Source organism: Motilimonas sp. 1_MG-2023 (assembly GCF_030547455.1).
GTDB lineage: Bacteria > Pseudomonadota > Gammaproteobacteria > Enterobacterales > CBDFNC01 > Motilimonas.
Genome location: NZ_JAUOPX010000021.1, coordinates 58,979 through 76,394 on the forward strand (window position 1 = coordinate 58,979; position 17,416 = coordinate 76,394).

General features: G+C 44.7%; 15 protein-coding genes. 1 reads left to right on the forward strand and 14 read right to left on the reverse strand.

Annotated elements, in window-relative coordinates; all coding sequences use genetic code 11:
- Positions 1-62: 62 nt before the first annotated feature.
- The 14 genes from Q4519_RS12405 to miaB form a co-directional block, all read right to left on the reverse strand.
- Positions 63-1,235 carry a serine hydrolase gene (locus Q4519_RS12405; RefSeq protein ID WP_303512624.1) on the reverse strand — a complete coding sequence of 391 codons (1,173 nt, stop codon included), beginning with the start codon at positions 1,233-1,235 and terminating at the stop codon, positions 63-65.
- Positions 1,236-1,493: 258 nt separating this feature from the next.
- On the reverse strand, positions 1,494-2,597 hold the full coding sequence (gene rodA / locus Q4519_RS12410) for a rod shape-determining protein RodA (RefSeq protein ID WP_232800179.1): 1,104 nt from the start codon (positions 2,595-2,597) through the stop codon (positions 1,494-1,496).
- A complete protein-coding gene (gene mrdA / locus Q4519_RS12415; RefSeq protein ID WP_232800180.1) occupies positions 2,597-4,549 on the reverse strand; it encodes a penicillin-binding protein 2 in 1,953 nt (650 codons plus the stop codon). Before mrdA ends, rodA begins: the two co-directional genes overlap by 1 nt.
- A 3-nt stretch (positions 4,550-4,552) precedes the next feature.
- Entirely contained in the window at positions 4,553-5,023 is a 471-nt protein-coding gene (rlmH, locus tag Q4519_RS12420; protein WP_232800181.1) for a 23S rRNA (pseudouridine(1915)-N(3))-methyltransferase RlmH, read from the reverse strand.
- A complete protein-coding gene (rsfS, locus tag Q4519_RS12425) occupies positions 5,020-5,358 on the reverse strand; it encodes a ribosome silencing factor (RefSeq protein WP_232800182.1) in 339 nt (112 codons plus the stop codon). The genes rlmH and rsfS overlap by 4 nt, the downstream gene beginning before the upstream one ends.
- Before the next feature lie 136 nt (positions 5,359-5,494).
- A complete protein-coding gene (gene nadD, locus Q4519_RS12430; protein WP_303512626.1) occupies positions 5,495-6,175 on the reverse strand; it encodes a nicotinate-nucleotide adenylyltransferase in 681 nt (226 codons plus the stop codon).
- A complete protein-coding gene (gene holA / locus Q4519_RS12435; protein ID WP_232800184.1) occupies positions 6,153-7,181 on the reverse strand; it encodes a DNA polymerase III subunit delta in 1,029 nt (342 codons plus the stop codon). Before holA ends, nadD begins: the two co-directional genes overlap by 23 nt.
- Positions 7,182-7,673 (reverse strand): LPS assembly lipoprotein LptE, encoded by a 492-nt coding sequence (gene lptE / locus Q4519_RS12440; protein ID WP_232800185.1) that lies wholly within the window; start codon positions 7,671-7,673, stop codon positions 7,182-7,184.
- A gap of 14 nt (positions 7,674-7,687) precedes the next feature.
- The gene (leuS, locus tag Q4519_RS12445) at positions 7,688-10,267 is read right to left on the reverse strand and encodes a leucine--tRNA ligase (RefSeq protein WP_303512630.1); all 2,580 of its coding nucleotides are present in this window, start codon (positions 10,265-10,267) and stop codon (positions 7,688-7,690) included.
- Positions 10,268-10,450: 183 nt separating this feature from the next.
- Positions 10,451-11,977 (reverse strand): apolipoprotein N-acyltransferase, encoded by a 1,527-nt coding sequence (lnt, locus tag Q4519_RS12450; RefSeq protein WP_303512632.1) that lies wholly within the window; start codon positions 11,975-11,977, stop codon positions 10,451-10,453.
- A gap of 48 nt (positions 11,978-12,025) precedes the next feature.
- A complete protein-coding gene (corC, locus tag Q4519_RS12455; protein WP_232800188.1) occupies positions 12,026-12,907 on the reverse strand; it encodes a CNNM family magnesium/cobalt transport protein CorC in 882 nt (293 codons plus the stop codon).
- A gap of 2 nt (positions 12,908-12,909) precedes the next feature.
- Entirely contained in the window at positions 12,910-13,374 is a 465-nt protein-coding gene (gene ybeY, locus Q4519_RS12460; protein ID WP_232800189.1) for an rRNA maturation RNase YbeY, read from the reverse strand.
- Entirely contained in the window at positions 13,358-14,419 is a 1,062-nt protein-coding gene (locus Q4519_RS12465) for a PhoH family protein (protein WP_303512638.1), read from the reverse strand. The genes ybeY and Q4519_RS12465 overlap by 17 nt, the downstream gene beginning before the upstream one ends.
- Before the next feature lie 10 nt (positions 14,420-14,429).
- A complete protein-coding gene (miaB, locus tag Q4519_RS12470; protein ID WP_232800191.1) occupies positions 14,430-15,863 on the reverse strand; it encodes a tRNA (N6-isopentenyl adenosine(37)-C2)-methylthiotransferase MiaB in 1,434 nt (477 codons plus the stop codon).
- 182 nt (positions 15,864-16,045) lie between these two features.
- Here miaB and Q4519_RS12475 point away from each other — a divergent pair, with 182 nt between their 5' ends.
- Complete coding sequence (locus Q4519_RS12475) at positions 16,046-17,212, forward strand: FAD-dependent oxidoreductase (protein ID WP_303512642.1); 1,167 nt, start codon at positions 16,046-16,048, stop codon at positions 17,210-17,212.
- Positions 17,213-17,416 lie beyond the last annotated feature (204 nt).

A 17,416-nucleotide genomic window follows, 5' to 3' on the forward strand; every position in this document is an offset into this window, starting at 1 on the left:
AACAGCACGCTGTTCGCATGCTGGATGTCGTATCTTGAGGTTGCTTGGGTGTAAAGTCCCGATTAACCAAACCAGCGTTTAAATAATAATTGGAAGTAATCCATTAAGCGGCTAAACCAGCTACCTTCGTTGATATCATTCAAAGCAACGAGAGGGAATTCAGCGAGGGTTTCATTGTCAACTTCATAGAACACCTTGCCGACGACTTGGCCTTTGGCGATAGGCGCGGCGAGCTCAGTATCCAGTACAAAATTTGCTTTTAGGTTTTTAGCTGAGCCACGTGGAATAGTAATGGGCGTGCTTTCAATGACTCCCAAATCTACATATTCTTTGTCACCCATCCAAATACGCTCTGATGCTAGCTTATCACCCGCGTTATAAGGCGTTAAGGTTTCAAAAAAACGAAAGCCCCAGTTTAGTAGCTTTTTACTCTCTTCTTTACGAGCTTGCTCACTGCTGGTGCCCATTACTACGGCAATCAAGCGCATGCCATCTTTTGTCGCTGACGATACCAAGCTATAACCCGCATCGCTGGTATGGCCAGTTTTTATACCATCGACATTTAGGCTCTTATCCCACAACAAGGAGTTGCGGTTGTATTGTGTAATGTTGTTAAAAGAGAACGATTTTTCTTTATAAATAGCATATTCTTCAGGCACATCACGGATGAGAGCTTTGGCTAAAATCGCCATATCCATAGGTGATGTGTTGTGTGTTTCGGAATGTAATCCATGGCTATTTTCAAAATGAGAATTTGTCATTCCCAATTGTTTAGCCCAAGTATTCATTAGATCGGCAAAGGCTTCTTCACTGCCCGCAATATGCTCAGCCATCGCGACACATGCATCGTTTCCTGATTGGATAATAATGCCGCGATTTAAATCCGCAACAGATACTGTCTTACCCACTTCAATAAACATTTTAGATGAGTCAGGGAAGTTTTTTGACCATGCTTTTTCACTGATCACTACTTGGTCATCAAGGGAAATATTACCGGCTTTGATTTCTTGACCGATAACATAACTAGTCATCATTTTAGTTAAGCTGGCTGGTGGAATAGGGACATCTTGATCTTTTCCCGCGAGAACTTCTCCCGAATCATAATCAACCAATAGGTAGCCTTTGGCCGCTATCGTTGGAGCATTGGGAATAGCCCTAGGTGTCGCCAGTGAACTAAAGCTAACGAATAAGCAAAGGAGGGCTGTTTTTCGAGTAATTTTTGCAATAATCGACATGGAAATGCTGGTCTCTTTATTTGATAAAGCTGTCTGAAAAAAAATCCCCGAAATCGAAGTGCAGACATTTTTCGATTCACGGCTCATATCCGATAAATTTTGGATAGAGATGAGCAAGGCTTTAATTGCTAGTTATGGCTTAATGTTGCCACAAGTAGAAATACAAGCCCTTAAAATTCCATTGTTTATGACAATAAAGTTGCCATAGCGTTCAATTGAACTGCCATTTTTAAGTTAATATCCCTGTTAACTCTTGGTTTAGTTGGCTAAAAGTCGCTTATGGGTATGAACTGACATTAATATGCCAAACCCAGCCAACAACGTCACCATTGAGGTTCCGCCATAGCTTATCAGGGGCAAGGGTACACCGACAACGGGTAATAGCCCACTAACCATACCAATGTTAACGAAAACATAAACAAAGAAAGTGAGTGTTAGCGCGCCAGCGGTTAACCGACTAAACGCACTTTGCCCTTGACTGGCGATAAACAACCCCCGGCAAATGATAAAAATATATAAGCTTAACAACAAAGCGATGCCCACTAAGCCAAACTCTTCAGAAAAAACCGCGAATATAAAGTCGGTGTGGCGCTCAGGCAAAAAGTCGAGTTGCGATTGCGTACCTTGCATCCAACCTTTACCGAAAATACCACCGGAGCCAATCGCAATTTTTGATTGAATAATATGATAACCAGAGCCTAGCGGATCACTTTCTGGATTTAAGAAGGTTAATACTCGCTGGCGTTGATAGTTGTGCATTAAAAAGAACCACAACACAGGGGCAAAAGCCGAGGCGCCTGCTACGGCTACGCCAATTAATTTCCAGTTTACTCCCGCTAAAAACAACGCAAAAATTCCGGATGCGGCGACTAATAAAGAAGTACCTAAATCGGGTTGCTTAGCGATTAATAACGTCGGCGTGAGAATGATGGCACAAGCCACAAAGGTGTGTTTTAAACTCGGCGGCAAGCTCTTGTTACCGATGTAGCTGGCAACCATTAATGGCATCGCCAATTTCATTATTTCAGAAGGCTGAAACATAAAGAAGCCAAGGTTAATCCAGCGCTGTGCGCCTTTGCCGACATGACCAAATAACAGCACCGCAACCAATAAGGCTACCCCGACCAGAAATACAGGCATCGCCCAGCGGGCATAAAAATTAGGGGACAATTGCGCCATAAAAATCATGGTTGCTAAACCAAACCCTAATCGTACTATTTGCCGAAACATCAGGTCCATGTCTTGGCCACCTGCTGAATACAGCACGATTAAACTAATGCACATCAAGCCTAAAATGCCCAACAATAAGGGCAGGTCGATATGTAGTTTGTACCAAATGGTATTTTCTTGATGGCGCTCCATTATTGCGCTCCTGCTTCTGTTGGGGCTAATAAGTTAGCATTATCAATCGACTGAGGAGCAACTAGCGGTAAGTTAAATAGCTTCGCTTCATCGGCAGCCTTCTTCCCGGCAAAGTAAGCATCGAACATGGCTCTGGCAACCGGGGCAGCGTGAGAGCTACCACCGCCGGCGTTTTCGACAACAACAGAGGTAACCACTTCAGGGTTTTCAAAGGGGGCATAGGCAACAAACATGGCATTATCTCGATGGTGTTCAGCCAATTTATCGGCATCGTAAACTTCATCTTCTTTCATATTGACCACTTGAGCAGTACCTGACTTACCGGCCGCCTTATATTCAGTATCAGCAAAAGCTTTTCTGGCGGTACCGGTTTTCTTATTGACTACGCCATACATGCCATCTAATGCCACTTGCCAATAGCTTTCATTGTTTAACACAATCGGTGCTTTACGATCGGGTGGGACTTCAAACGAGCCATTGCCAGTGCGAATAGATTTCAATAAACGGGGCACTATCACTTCACCTCGTCGTGCTAAATTTGCAGTTGCTTGGGCTAATTGTATTGGCGTCGCTGTCCAATACCCTTGGCCAATACCAATTGAAATAGTGTCACCTTGATACCAAGGCTGATTAAATCGAGCGCGCTTCCAACCACGGGATGGCATCACAGCGGTTGTTTCTTCTGCTATGTCAATTCCGGTGTAATCACCAAAGCCGAACTGTTTCATAAAGGCGCTGGTTTTATCAATCCCCACTTGGTAGATCAAGTCATAAAAAAAAGTATCGCAGCTTTGCTCAATGGCGTGATATACATCGACCCAGCCGTGTCCCCAACGTTTCCAATCACGAAAACGCTTAGATGTGTTGGGAATTTGCCATGAGCCGGGATCCCAAATTTTGGTTTGTGGTGTGATGGTGCCTTCATTTAAACCCAACAATGACATTTGCATTTTGATGGTCGAGGCAGGTGGGTAGCGACCTTGAGTGGCGCGATTAATTAATGGCCGGCTAAAAGAATGCAGCAGTTCATTATAGTTTTTACTGCTGATACCATGTACAAATAAATTGGGGTCATAACTTGGGCTTGATACCATGGCGAGCACGCCACCATCTTTAGCGTCGATCATCACCACTGAGCCGCGACGACCATCAAGCAGTTTTTGTGCTTTGCGCTGCATGGCCAAATCAATATTAAGATAAATATCTTTGCCCGGCTCTGGTGGCACAAATTTCAACACGCGGATGATTTTGCCGCGGTTATTCACTTCCACTTCTTGATAACCCGGCACGCCATGAAGCATTTCTTCATAGTAACGCTCAACGCCTTGTTTTCCTATGTCTCTGGTTGCTGCATAGGTTGCTGTTTTTCCTTCTTTTTCTAGGCGGATTACGTCTTTATCATTGATCTTTCCAACGTAACCTAAGGTGTGTGTCAAAGTATCGCCGTGAGGGTAGTAACGCTTTAAGTAAGCTTCAATATTGACGCCATGATATTTATGCTGATTGACACTGAACAAAGCAGCTTGCTCGGTGGTTAGGCGGTTCACCAATGCGACCGGCTTGAAGCGGCGTTGGCGTTTTTTTTGTTTGTAAAAATTATCAATATCATCCTGATCTAGCCCGAGTAGTTCAGCGAGTTCAGTGACGGTTTTATCTAGGTCATCTATTTTTTCGATGGTAATTTCTAAACTGAAGATCGGCCGGTTTTCTGCTAATAAGACGCCATTTCGATCGTATATCAGGCCACGGTTTGGCGCGACAGGCAGTACATTAATGCGGTTATCATTAGAGCGAGTTTTATAAACCTGAAACGATTCTACTTGTAAATAATAAAGGTTTAGAAAAAGAACTGAAATCAATGCCAACACAAATACAATACTGACCACAACGCGACGGACAAATAGAGCTGATTCGGCACTATGATCTCGCATCGCTATGTTGGATTGATTCATCAATTACTCTCTATGGTAGGGATGGTTAGTCGTCACGCTCCAAGCACGGTATAAAGACTCTGCAACGACCACCCTAACTAATGGGTGAGGGAGAGTTAATGGAGAAAGTGACCATTTTTGTTCGGAGGCGGCAATACAAGCTGGTGCAAGCCCTTCTGGCCCACCGATTAATAAGCTGACATCCCTGCCATCATGTTTCCATACTTCTAGTTGTTTGGCCAACATTGGGGTATCCCAAGGTTTGCCGGTTACTTCTAAAGTAACAATGCGATTGCTTTTGGGAATTGCGGCTAAAGTGAGCTCGCCCTCTTTATGTAAAATGCGCTTAATGTCGGCATTTTTACCTCTTTTCCCAGCGGCAATTTCAATCAGCTCTAGTGGCATATCATGAGGGAAACGGCGGGCATATTCTTGATAACCGCGTTCAACCCAGTCTGGCATTTTACTGCCTACGGCCACTAATTGGATTTTCATTCGTTGCTTTCGCTCGCTTCGCTCCACAGCTTTTCAAGCTGATAGAAATCACGGGTTTCATCTTGCATGACATGGACTACGATATCACCTAGGTCAACCAACACCCACTCACCGGTATCTTGGCCTTCCATACCTAATGGCTTGTTGCCAGCACGTTTTGCTTCGGTATATAGATTTTCCGCAATCGAAATAACATGGCGTTTTGAGTTACCAGAGCATACTACCATGTAGTCTGTTAGGGTTGATTTACCTTGTACATCTAAAATCGTTAAATCACGACCTTTTAGGTCTTCAATTTTATCAATAACGAATTGTCGTAACGCTTCTGCTTGCAATGGTATTTCCTCTCATTTATTTAAGGGCGGCATTCTAACATGATCATGCGAGGGGATTAAGCTTTCTATATTTAAATGGCAGCAAAATAGTGACCGATCATTGAACAGCAAGCCTAAGTGTGTCTAGGTGCACTGACTAGCAATACAATTGGTTGTCTTCGATGTACTGGATCACGCTATCAGGCAACAGGTATTTTATTGATTGTTGCTGTTGTCGTAACTGTCTAATTTTACTTGAACTTATATCTAACTGCGTCACTTGAGTAAAATAGAGTAAGCCATGTTTACGTTGATGGAGTTGGCTGATATCCGAGGTTTGCTTGGGCAAAATATGCTGTTGCAGTGACTCACTATATTGCTGCTGCCAGCCTGGGCGCTGACAAACAATTAAATGACAATAGTCGAGTAATTCCAACCAACGATGCCAAGTCGGTAGGTTAATAAACGAATCCATACCAATAATAAAGCACAGCGGGGTATTGGGGTTTGCTGCACGTAATGCAATTAAGGTGGCTACCGTATAGTTAGGCTGAGGCAGTGATAATTCAGTCATGTCTAAGCAAAGCGCGGGCATATCTGCGATGGCTGCTTGGATCATGTCACAACGCTGCTCGGTGCTGCTATAACCATGACTTTTATGAGGCGCCACATGATTGGGCATCAGCTTCACTTGTGCCAAGCCTAGTTGCTGTTGCAGTTCAAGGGCAGGGCGCAGGTGACCGAAGTGAATAGGGTTAAATGACCCCCCCATAATAGCAATCGGTGCTGTTAGTTGAGCGGTTGTTGCTGGGGGATTAATTGATAGCGGTAAGGTCATATTGCTGTGCACTTTTTCCTTGAAATAAAACACAGATCATTTGCAATATTGGCCAGCTGTTTTGGTCATATTGCGTTTTAATACTAAGCTCAAGCTGGCAACATAACCCTAGCATATGCTCTAGTTGTTGGCTGCTGAGGCGGTTTAGTGCTTGCTGGATCAGTGCTTGCTTGCTACTCCATACCCGGGCATTCTTCATTAGTTGCGCAAAGGGAACGCCGTTATTGAGTTGATACTGATAATCGAGCAGTTTTTTGATTTCGTTGTTGAGTGTGCCACTCAATAAAATAATGTCGGAGCCCTCTTCTTGTAGCTGCTGAAGCATGCGTTGAGCTCGATTTACCTTGCCCGCGAACAGTGTGTCTAGCCACTGAAAGATACCAAAATGCGTATGTCCGGTTATATTATTGGCAATGTCTTGCAAAGTAAGGGGCTGCTGGCCGAATTGCAGTGAGAGCTTTTCTATTTCTTGCGCACAAGCTAATAAATTGCCTTCAAAGTTGCGGCACATAAAGTTGACTATATCTTTATTGGCGCTGAGTCCTGCTTGAGTTAAGCGACGATACATCCATTGCGGGAAATGTTTACTATCAGGATGATTAGTGGGGACATTGATTCCTGCGCCATCCATTGCGACAAACCACTTTGCTTTCATTTGTTGCAAGCTGAGCTTATTGCCATGAATAATAAAGATGGTATCTGGGTTGTTCAGTTGCGCGAGCTCGAGTAACGCATCAGTGATGGTTTTGTCGGTTTTATCTAGCTCGATACTGATCAATTGCTGGTTGGAAAACAATGACATCGCACTAGCACAATCAAATACTTGGTCCCAATTTAGCCCCCCTTCGGTGCTAAATTGGTGATGCTCAACAAATCCTGCTTGCGCGGCGACTTGTTGAATTGCCTTTAAGGCTTCAAGGCGGATAAGGTGTTCATCACCAAAGACTAAATAATAGCCCTTTAGTTTTTTTAAATGTTGGCCAAGTGCTTCAGGGTAAACCCTCACTTAGGGCTCCAGAGTGGTCAAGCGGCGAACAATACGCTGCGCTGCTGTTTCTCGCATTTCACTTAGCATTAACTCGGCTTCACGCGATGAAGCTAAGGCTTGTTCTGGGTTTTCCAAAAAATCACGATGAATATTAATGGTGAAACTGAGTGGCTCTTTGTTAGGGCGTACTATTTGATATTGCAGTGAATAGCCCAGTTCATATTCAGCGCTTTGGGCATTGTCATATAAAGAAATAGTGCGTCGACTTTGTTGCTCACCGCCGACGCGCAATTGATACATCTGTTCGTCAGGCTGGCTTAAAATGTCGATATTGGCAAACCTAAGCTGCTGTTCTATTTCTCGGGTTAATTGCCCATAAGGATCGGGTGTAGATAAATACACACTATTAATATCGGCGCGAGAAATAACCTGGCCTTTGGGGGTAAACCCGCAGGCGCTAACTAAGATAAGTGTGGCTAGCGCGAGGCTAGCCTTTTTTAATATCGACATTGAGCCTCAACTAATTAATTAGCAACAATATTAAGTAGCTTACCAGGGACGTAAATCACTTTACGTATAGTGTTGCCGTCTAGGAACTTGCTGACATTTTCATCGCTTTTAGCAAGCGCTTCCACACTAGCCTGGTCAGCATCAGCGGCAACAGTTAATTTGCTACGCAGTTTACCGTTAACTTGCACCACAACTGTTTTCGTGTCTTCAACCATGGCTTTGGCATCAGCCACTGGCCAAGGCGCGGCTTCAACATTACCTTGATGACCTAAGTCTTGCCAAAGCTCCGCACTGATATGAGGAGTAATAGGCGCAAGTAAGCGAACAATGGCTTCTAATGCTTCTTGCATTAGGGCGCGATCTTGCTCGGCTTGTTGCGGCGCTTTGGTTAGCTTGTTCATCAATTCCATTACCGCGGCAATTGCGGTGTTGAAGGTTTGACGACGGCCAATATCATCAGACACTTTGTCGATGGTTTTGTGTAGCTCGCGGCGCAGGTCTTTTTGCGCGTTATTTAGGCTAGCCACATCAAGGGCTGGTGCGGCACCTGCACTGATATGTTCATGAGCTAATTTCCACACGCGTTTTAAGAAGCGCAGTGAGCCTTCTACGGCTGAGTCCTGCCATTCTAAGGTTTGCTCCGCTGGTGCGGCAAACATCATAAATAAACGCACGGTATCGGCGCCGTATTTATCCACCATGACTTGTGGGTCGATGCCGTTGTTTTTCGACTTCGACATTTTGCTCATGCCGGTGTAAATCACTTCTTTACCGTCTTTGGTTTGCGCTTGGGTAATGCGACCTTTTTCATCACGTTGCACATCAACGTCAAGGGGCGAAACCCATACTTTGCCGCCTTTAGCGTCTTCATAATAGAAGGCATCAGCCAACACCATGCCTTGGGTTAGTAGCTTTTTAAACGGCTCGTCTGATTCAACAAGGCCAGTATCACGTAATAGTTTATGGAAAAAACGTGAATACAATAAATGCAAGATGGCGTGTTCAATGCCGCCGATGTATTGATCCACTGGGAGCCAGTAGTTGGCTTCTTTTGGGTCTAACATCATTTGATCATTGTTGGCACAGCAGTAACGGGCGTAGTACCAGCTTGATTCCATGAACGTATCAAAGGTGTCGGTTTCGTGAAAAGCCGCTTCGCCGTTATAAGTGGTTTTTGCCCATTCAGGGTCGGCTTTGATTGGCGAAGTAACGCCATTCATCACGACATCTTCAGGCAGTTTAACCGGTAGTTGATCTTCTGGTACAGGTACCACGTCACCGTTTTCAAGATTCAGCATTGGGATTGGCGTGCCCCAGTAACGCTGACGTGAAACACCCCAGTCACGTAAACGGAAGTTGACGGTTTTCTTGCCTTTGCCTGCATTTTCTAGTTTTGTTGCAATGGCGTCTACTGCACCTTGAAAATCAAGACCGTCAAACTCGCCAGAGTTAAACAAAATACCTTTTTCAGTATAAGCTTGCTCTGAAATATCAGATTCACCATCAACAGGCTTAATCACGGCTTTAATGGCTAGGCCGTATTGTTTAGCAAACTCGTAATCGCGTTGGTCATGTGCCGGTACTGCCATCACTGCACCTGAGCCATAGCCCATTAACACGAAGTTAGCGGCGTACACAGGAACGGATTCACCGGTAATAGGATGAATGGCTTTAAGGCCGGTATCAAAGCCTTTCTTTTCCATTGTCGCCATGTCTGCTTCGGCGACTTTGGCATTTTTACATTCTTCAATAAATGCCGCTAATTGAGGATTATTTTCTGCGGCTTCTAACGCCAGTGGGTGCTGCGCAGCAACGCCCACATAAGTGACACCCATTACGGTATCAGGACGGGTAGTGTAGATATCAAAGGTGTCATCACGGCCTTCAAGGCCAAACGTCATTTCAACGCCTTCAGAACGGCCTATCCAGTTACGTTGCATGGTTTTTACTTGCTCAGGCCACTCATCTAGCTGGTCTAAGTCATCAAGTAACTCTTGCGCGTAATCGGTAATTTTAATGAACCATTGCGGAATATCTTTTTGCTCAACTAAGGCTCCTGAGCGCCAGCCCCGGCCGTCAATCACTTGCTCATTAGCCAGAACCGTTTGATCGACTGGATCCCAGTTTACCGTGGACATTTTTTTGTACACTAGGCCTTTTTCATACAATTTAGTGAAAAACCATTGTTCCCAGCGGTAGTATTCTGGGCGGCAAGTGGCTAGCTCACGATCCCAATCGTAACCAAAACCCAATTGTTTTAATTGCGTTTTCATGTATTCGATATTTTCGTAGGTCCACTTTGCTGGCGCGGTATTATTGTTGATTGCCGCGTTTTCTGCAGGCAAGCCAAACGCATCCCAACCCATAGGCTGTAATACATTTTTACCTTGCATGCGTTGGTAGCGTGACACCACGTCACCTAAGGTGTAGTTGCGAACATGGCCCATATGCAGTCGGCCACTTGGATAAGGGAACATAGAGAGGCAGTAAAACTTTTCTTTGCTTTCATCTACTTCAACTTTGAAACTATTGTCAGTTTCCCACTGCTGTTGAATTTTTGTTTCTATGTCCTTGGGATTGTATTGCTCTTGCATATGATATTTGTCCGCATATCGATAGGGTTAAAATTTATCGGCATAGGATACAGTAGCAAGGGCAAGGCAACAATAAGGGAGTACGCTGAGCTTGAGTTTATTGGTTAAAAATAGCAAAGAGGGGCATGGAAAAGTGGGCTCAGCCAAAAAGGCTTGTGACCTTTTGGCTGAAGTGAGGTTGAATTATCCGCTAATTTTCCGCTCAATGCGAAAATGACGCCAAATACATAAGCTGAATATACTGCAGACCCAAACAATAAGTGGCCATGAACCAAAACGGCCATATGGGGTTTGACCGGTCATGGGCACCACATCTTGCGTGATCACTTGGGTTTTAAACTGCTCAGCACGCGAGGTAATGTTGCCATGATGATCGATAAAGGCGGTGATGCCGGTATTGGTTGCGCGCAACACTGGACGGCCAAATTCTAAGGCGCGCATTTGGGCTATTTCTAAATGCTGATGTGGGCCATTTGAGTCGCCAAACCAAGCATCATTGCTCACGGTTAAAATCATACTGGTATCGTCGAGAATGTTTTGCCTAAGTTGCTCAGAGTACGCTATCTCATAGCAAATTGCGGGGGCAATCTTATTCTTTTTAGTTAATAAATTGCTTTGCACATAGTCGCCACGATTGAACGATGACATGGGTAAATCAAAGTAGGGGGCAAGTGGACGCAGCCAATCTTCAAACGGCACAAACTCGCCAATAGGCAGTAAGTGATGTTTGGCATAGCGGTTAGCATGGTCTGGCTCATAATCGTGCTCTAGGGGCGTATCACCTAACGCGATTAAGGTATTATAGTAAGTTTTTTCCGTCTTACGGTATTCGATAATTCCAGTAATTAAGCTGGTGCCTCGGTCATTCATGTCTTGGTTGAGTCTAACTAAGAAGGGCTCAACGTTAAGTTCAAGAGCGGCAATCGCAGATTCAGGCCAAATAATTAAGTCGAGCTCCTCTTGGATCTGGCTTAGCTCGTAGTAAAGCTTTAACGAAGGCCACAGTTGCTCGTCTTGCCACTTTAAGTTTTGGTCGATATTGCCTTGCACTAATGCCACTTTCGCGACGGGTAAAGGCTGCGTGAAGGTTTGATTGTTCAAATAACCGCCAGCCGTGAATAGTGCGACAATTAAGCTTGCTGGCCAAAGCCAAGTTTTACTCTTGATGGCAATTACCAAAGAGCCACAAATTAATAAGATTGCGAGGGTGATGCCTTGTACCCCAAAAATGGGCGCAAAGCCTGCTAGCGGCGAATCAATTTGGCTATACCCCAACCAAAGCCAAGGAAAACCAGTCATAAAGTGGCCGCGAAGCCAATCAAAAATGAGCCAAGTGACCGGCATTAATAGCCAATACTGCCATTTTAAAGAGACTTTAAAGCGTTGCGCGACATAGCCGGTGAGCAAGGTAAATATGGCGAGATAGGCACAAAGCAGGGCCATTAGAGCCCAAGTAGCCACTGCTGGCATGCCGCCAAATAAATCCATACTGACGTGGATCCAAGTGATACCAAAGGCATACATGCCCATGGCATAGCTGAAACCCAGTTTTGCCGCCATTTTTGCGCTGCGGCCATCAATAAGGAATAAAAAGCCCGTTAAACTGACAAAAACAACAGGCCATAGGGAATAGGGGGCGAATGCAAGGGGAGCGATACTACCTAGCAGAAAGGCGCATAGGTATTGAAGCCAAGGATTGGATTTGTTCACGTTTATTGTTCACTTAAAAAATGGCTACCTAAGTAGCCATAGCAAAGGTTATTCTGACTCAGCTAAGGACTCTGACACTTCCTCGGGTAATTTTACTTGCAGCTGGATCAAACGACGTTTATCAGCACTTACGACTTTAAAAGTAAAACCATCAATTTCAATGCTTTCACCTCGAGCAGGTAAGTGACCAAAAGCATGCATGACCATGCCACCGATAGTATCTTGCTCATCATCGGCAAACTTAACTTTAAACTGATCGTTAAAGTCTTCAATTGGCGTCAATGCGCGCACCGAATAATGACGTTTGCTAATTTTACGAATATCGGCTTGGTTATCGTCTTCAGCATCGGTTTCATCTTCAATTTCACCGACGATCAGTTCTAAAATATCTTCAATCGTGACTAAACCTGACACGCCGCCATATTCATCTACCACGATAGCCATGTGGTAACGTTCGGAACGGAATTCTTTCAGTAATTTATCAAGGCGTTTGCTTTCAGGTACTACCACGGCAGGGCGTAAAATTTGCGCTAAAGAAAAGTCTTCATGTTGTTTAGCAAAGCCGTAACTGATCAAATCTTTGGCGAGCATAATGCCTTCGATATGATCTTTATCTTCATTGATAACGGGAAAGCGCGAGTGGGCGGATTCAATAACGATGGGTAAAAAAGATTCTACGGTCTGGCTCTTTTCTATGGTGACCATCTGGGAGCGAGGGATCATGATATCCCTTACGCGCATTTTTGATACGTCTAAAACCCCTTCGATCATTTCAGCAGTATTTTGATCTATTAAGTCACGTTGGTTAGCATCTTGGATCACACCAACAAGATCTTCCTGACTCTTCGGCTCTGCTTGGAACAGCTGACTGAATTTAGTTAACCAGCTCTTTTTAGCAGAACCGTTGGGCTGGGGAATATCGTCACTCATGCTTATTTTTCTTCCTTTTCACTAATATAAGGGTCGATGAAACCGAGCTGCTGCATAATTTGGGTTTCTAACCCTTCCATTTCTTCGGCTTCATCATCTTCAATGTGGTCATAACCTAGCAAATGTAAACTGCCGTGAACAAGCATGTGCGCCCAATGGGCCATTAATGGCTTGTTTTGCTCTTGAGCTTCTTGTTCAACCACTTGCTTACACACTACTAAATCTCCAAGTAAGGGTAATTCAATACCTGGAGGCGCTTCAAAGGGAAAAGATAACACGTTGGTCGGTTTGTCTTTTCCACGGTAGTCACAATTTAGGCGCTGACTTTCTTCGTTGTCAACAATTCTAACGGTAAGCTCTGCTTCATCTAACGATATGGTGGCATTTAGCCAAGTTTCAATGTCTGTAACACTTGGTAAGTGACTTTCGTCGTTACAGGCCAGTTGTAAATCAAGAATCACTGGCATTTTTTGCCTCGGCTCTGGCTGCTTCGCGTTTACGTTTCAGTGCTAACTCTTGCGCTTGCTCATGCTGCTCAAATGCTTCATAAGCCTGCACGATTCTTGCGACAACAGGATGACGCACCACGTCTTCAGCTTGGAAAAAACTAAAGCCGATTTCTTCTACGTTAGGAAGAACTTCAATGGCGTGGCGCAGGCCTGATTTAACATGGCGCGGTAAATCCACTTGCGTGATGTCACCAGTCACCACCGCTTTGGTATTAAAGCCAATACGGGTTAAGAACATTTTCATTTGTTCTACGGTGGTATTTTGGCTTTCATCTAAAATGACGAAGGCATCATTGAGGGTACGACCACGCATGTAAGCGAGTGGGGCGATTTCAATCACGTTACGTTCAATTAAACGCTCTACTTTTTCAAAACCGAGCATTTCAAATAGTGCGTCATATAAAGGGCGCAAGTAGGGATCGACCTTTTGTGATAAATCACCCGGTAAAAAGCCCAATTTTTCACCCGCCTCGACTGCTGGACGAGTAAGCAAAATACGGCGAACTTCTTGGCGTTCGAGCGCGTCCACCGCGCAAGCAACAGCAAGGTAGGTTTTACCGGTGCCCGCAGGACCAATACCAAAACTAATGTCATTAGTTAAAATATTTGTGACATAGTTAGTTTGGTTTTCACCACGTGGCTTAACCACGCCACGTTTAGTTTTTATATTAATGGTTTTACGAAAAGACGCTTGTTCGTGAGCGCCTTGCTCTAACACTTTTGACTCTTGAATTGCTAGGTGCACTTGATCCGGCAGGATATCGGCGGCTTTGCCTTTTACTGGCTGAGTCTCGATATATAGTTGCTTGACGATAGTGCGGGCAGCATTAGCATTTAGCGCTTTACCCACGACTTTAAAGTCGTGGTTGCGATAAGTGATTTCCACCCCTAAGCGACGCTCTATTTGTTTAATGTTGTCATCAAATGGGCCGCAAAGGTTAGCGAGTCGCTCAGGATCAGCGGGGGCTAAGGCAAATTCAATTTTTTCTAGTGTTGTGCTCAATATTAACTCTCTAATTTGGTGTAAAAGAACCCACACCTAAATGGTCTGTATGGTTTGGGTTTTTACGAATAATGTCAGCAGGGCGAATTGATTCACGAAGGTTCATTTCGTCTTCACCGCGAATAAACTCACCGCGTAATGAGTTAGCGTATACGTCGACGATGTTGACATCAACAAATTGACCGATGAACTTGTGCGACGCTTCAAAGTTAACCACACGGTTGTTCTCAGTACGACCACGTAGCTCTAATGGATTCTTTTTCGATGGCCCTTCAACTAAAATACGTTGTGTGGTGTTTAGCATTTGACGGCTGATCTGCATCGCTTGTTGGTTGATGCGATCTTGCAAAATATACAGACGCTGTTTTTTCTCATCTTCTGACACATCATCAGGTAAGTCGGCGGCTGGGGTACCGGGACGAGCGCTGTAAATAAAGCTAAAGCTGTGATCAAAGTTTACATCGCTAATCAGCTTCATGGTTTGCTCAAAGTCTTCTTGAGTTTCGCCTGGGAAGCCAATGATGAAGTCAGAGCTGATGGTGATATCTGGGCGCGCTTTGCGCAATTTGCGAATAGTCGATTTGTACTCGATAGCGGTATGGCCACGCTTCATCAAATTTAAGATACGGTCGGCGCCACTTTGCACTGGTAGATGTAAAAAGCTGACGACCTCAGGGGTATCGGCATACACTTCTACGATATCATCAGTGAACTCAATGGGATGACTGGTGGTGTAACGAATGCGATCAATGCCGTCAATAGCGGCCACGTAACGCAGTAATTCTGCAAAGCTACAAATTTGGTCATCAAACGTCGCGCCGCGATACGCGTTTACGTTTTGACCGAGTAAGTTGACTTCACGCACGCCTTGTTCGGCTAATTGCGCGATTTCGTACAGTACGTCATCAAGAGGACGACTGACTTCTTCACCGCGGGTGTAAGGCACCACGCAGAAAGTACAGTATTTCGAGCAGCCTTCCATAATTGAAACAAATGCGCTGGCCCCTTCCGCTCTCGGCTCGGGTAAACGGTCAAACTTTTCAATTTCAGGAAAAGAAACATCCACCACCGACGAGTTGTCTTCGGTTTGCACTTTCTTAATCATTTCTGGTAGACGATGTAAGGTCTGTGGACCAAATACGATGTCTACGTATGGCGCACGCTCACGGATGGCTTTACCTTCTTGCGAGGCAACACAACCACCAACACCAATTACTAAGCCTGGTTTTGCTTCTTTCAGGTTTTTCCAGCGACCAAGTTGATGAAATACTTTTTCTTGGGCTTTTTCACGAATTGAGCAGGTATTGAGTAGCAATACATCCGCCTCTTCAGGCTCTTCCGTTAAGGTGTAACCATGGGTGGCGTCTAAGAGATCTGCCATTTTTGATGAATCATATTCATTCATCTGACAGCCCCAAGTTTTTATATGAAGTTTTTTGCTCATGTGCTGCAACTGCTCTATCAACTGGACAACTAAAAAAGAGGACACATTCTACTGATTTCGGTCTGGCCTTGCTAGCTGATAAGTGTAAAAAGTATGCAGGGCGATCTTACGCATTTATGCAAACGCTTATTTTCGTTAAGATAGCGCCAAATAATAAAGTTGAGACAGTGTCAGGGACAGTGATGAAGACGACTCAAGTGATGATAAATGGTGGTGGCATGGTGGGGGCGACGACCGCCTTGATGCTAGCGAAACAAGGTATTCAAGTGACCTTGGTGGAAGCGGCAGCCGCGCCGAGCTTTGATCCTAAGCAAGTGATGGATCTACGGGTATCGGCAATCAGTGTCGCCAGTCAAGAGTTGCTTATTCATGCCGGTGTATGGGATGCCATTACTACCATGCGGTTATGCCCTTATCGACGCTTATCGACGCAGCAGCAAGGTGGCAAGGCGCTCACCTTTAGTGCCAATGATATTGGCGCTGATGTATTGGGCTATATCGTGGAAAATAACGTGGTGCAAACGGCATTATGGCAGGCCATGGCAGAGCTGCCATCGATAACCTTACTTAACCCTGAACAAATTCAGCGCTTTGAAAATAATAGCGCTGGAGTAGAAGTGACACTGGCGAGTGGTGAGAAATACCAAGCTCAATTGTTAATTGCAGCCGATGGCGGACAATCTTTTTGTCGCCAACATGCCGGTATTGGCTTGACGGCTTGGGATTATCGTCAGCAATGTATGTTGATTAATATTGCAATGGCCCAAGACCAGCAAGACATAACTTGGCAAGAGTTTGTTCCCACTGGACCAAGAGCATTTTTACCCCTTACTGGAAAGCAAGCGTCATTAGCTTGGTATCATCAAACAGCAGATATTCGTCGTTTATCTCAGCTTTCTAAACCAGAATTAAAAAAAGCAATTTTAGCCGAGTTTGCGCAACTAGATTTTGATTTTGAGGTGTTACAAGCCGCTGCGTTTCCATTAACTCGCCAACATGCTCAAAAATATTATGCTGATAGTGTGGTGTTGATCGGGGATGCCGCGCATACCATCAACCCATTAGCAGGGCAGGGGGTCAACCTAGGCTTCAAAGATGTGGCCGCTTTAGTGGGCGTGTTAAATGCGAGTGCATTGGCATCGCCATTTGATAAAAGACAAGCATTAGCGGCTTATCAACAACAACGTCGCAGTGATAACTTGCTGATGCAATCGGCAATGGATGTGTTTTATAAAGGCTTTAGTAGTCGCTTACCTGGGGTTAAATCACTGCGTGAACTTGGCCTTACCTTGGCACAACATTCAGGGCCAATAAAAAATAAAGTAATGAAATACGCGATGGGCCTGTAGGGGTCTGTCGTTGTGTTGAAATAAAAAAAAAGGGTTGGTTGGGTATATAAGACGCTAAGATGATTTTTGATGAAACTGAAATATGCTGAAGCTGGAAGTTGGCTATGAATAAGCTTTAAGAGGACACTAAATGGTGCGGAAGGAGAGACTTGAACTCTCACACCTTGCGGCACTAGAACCTAAATCTAGCGTGTCTACCAATTT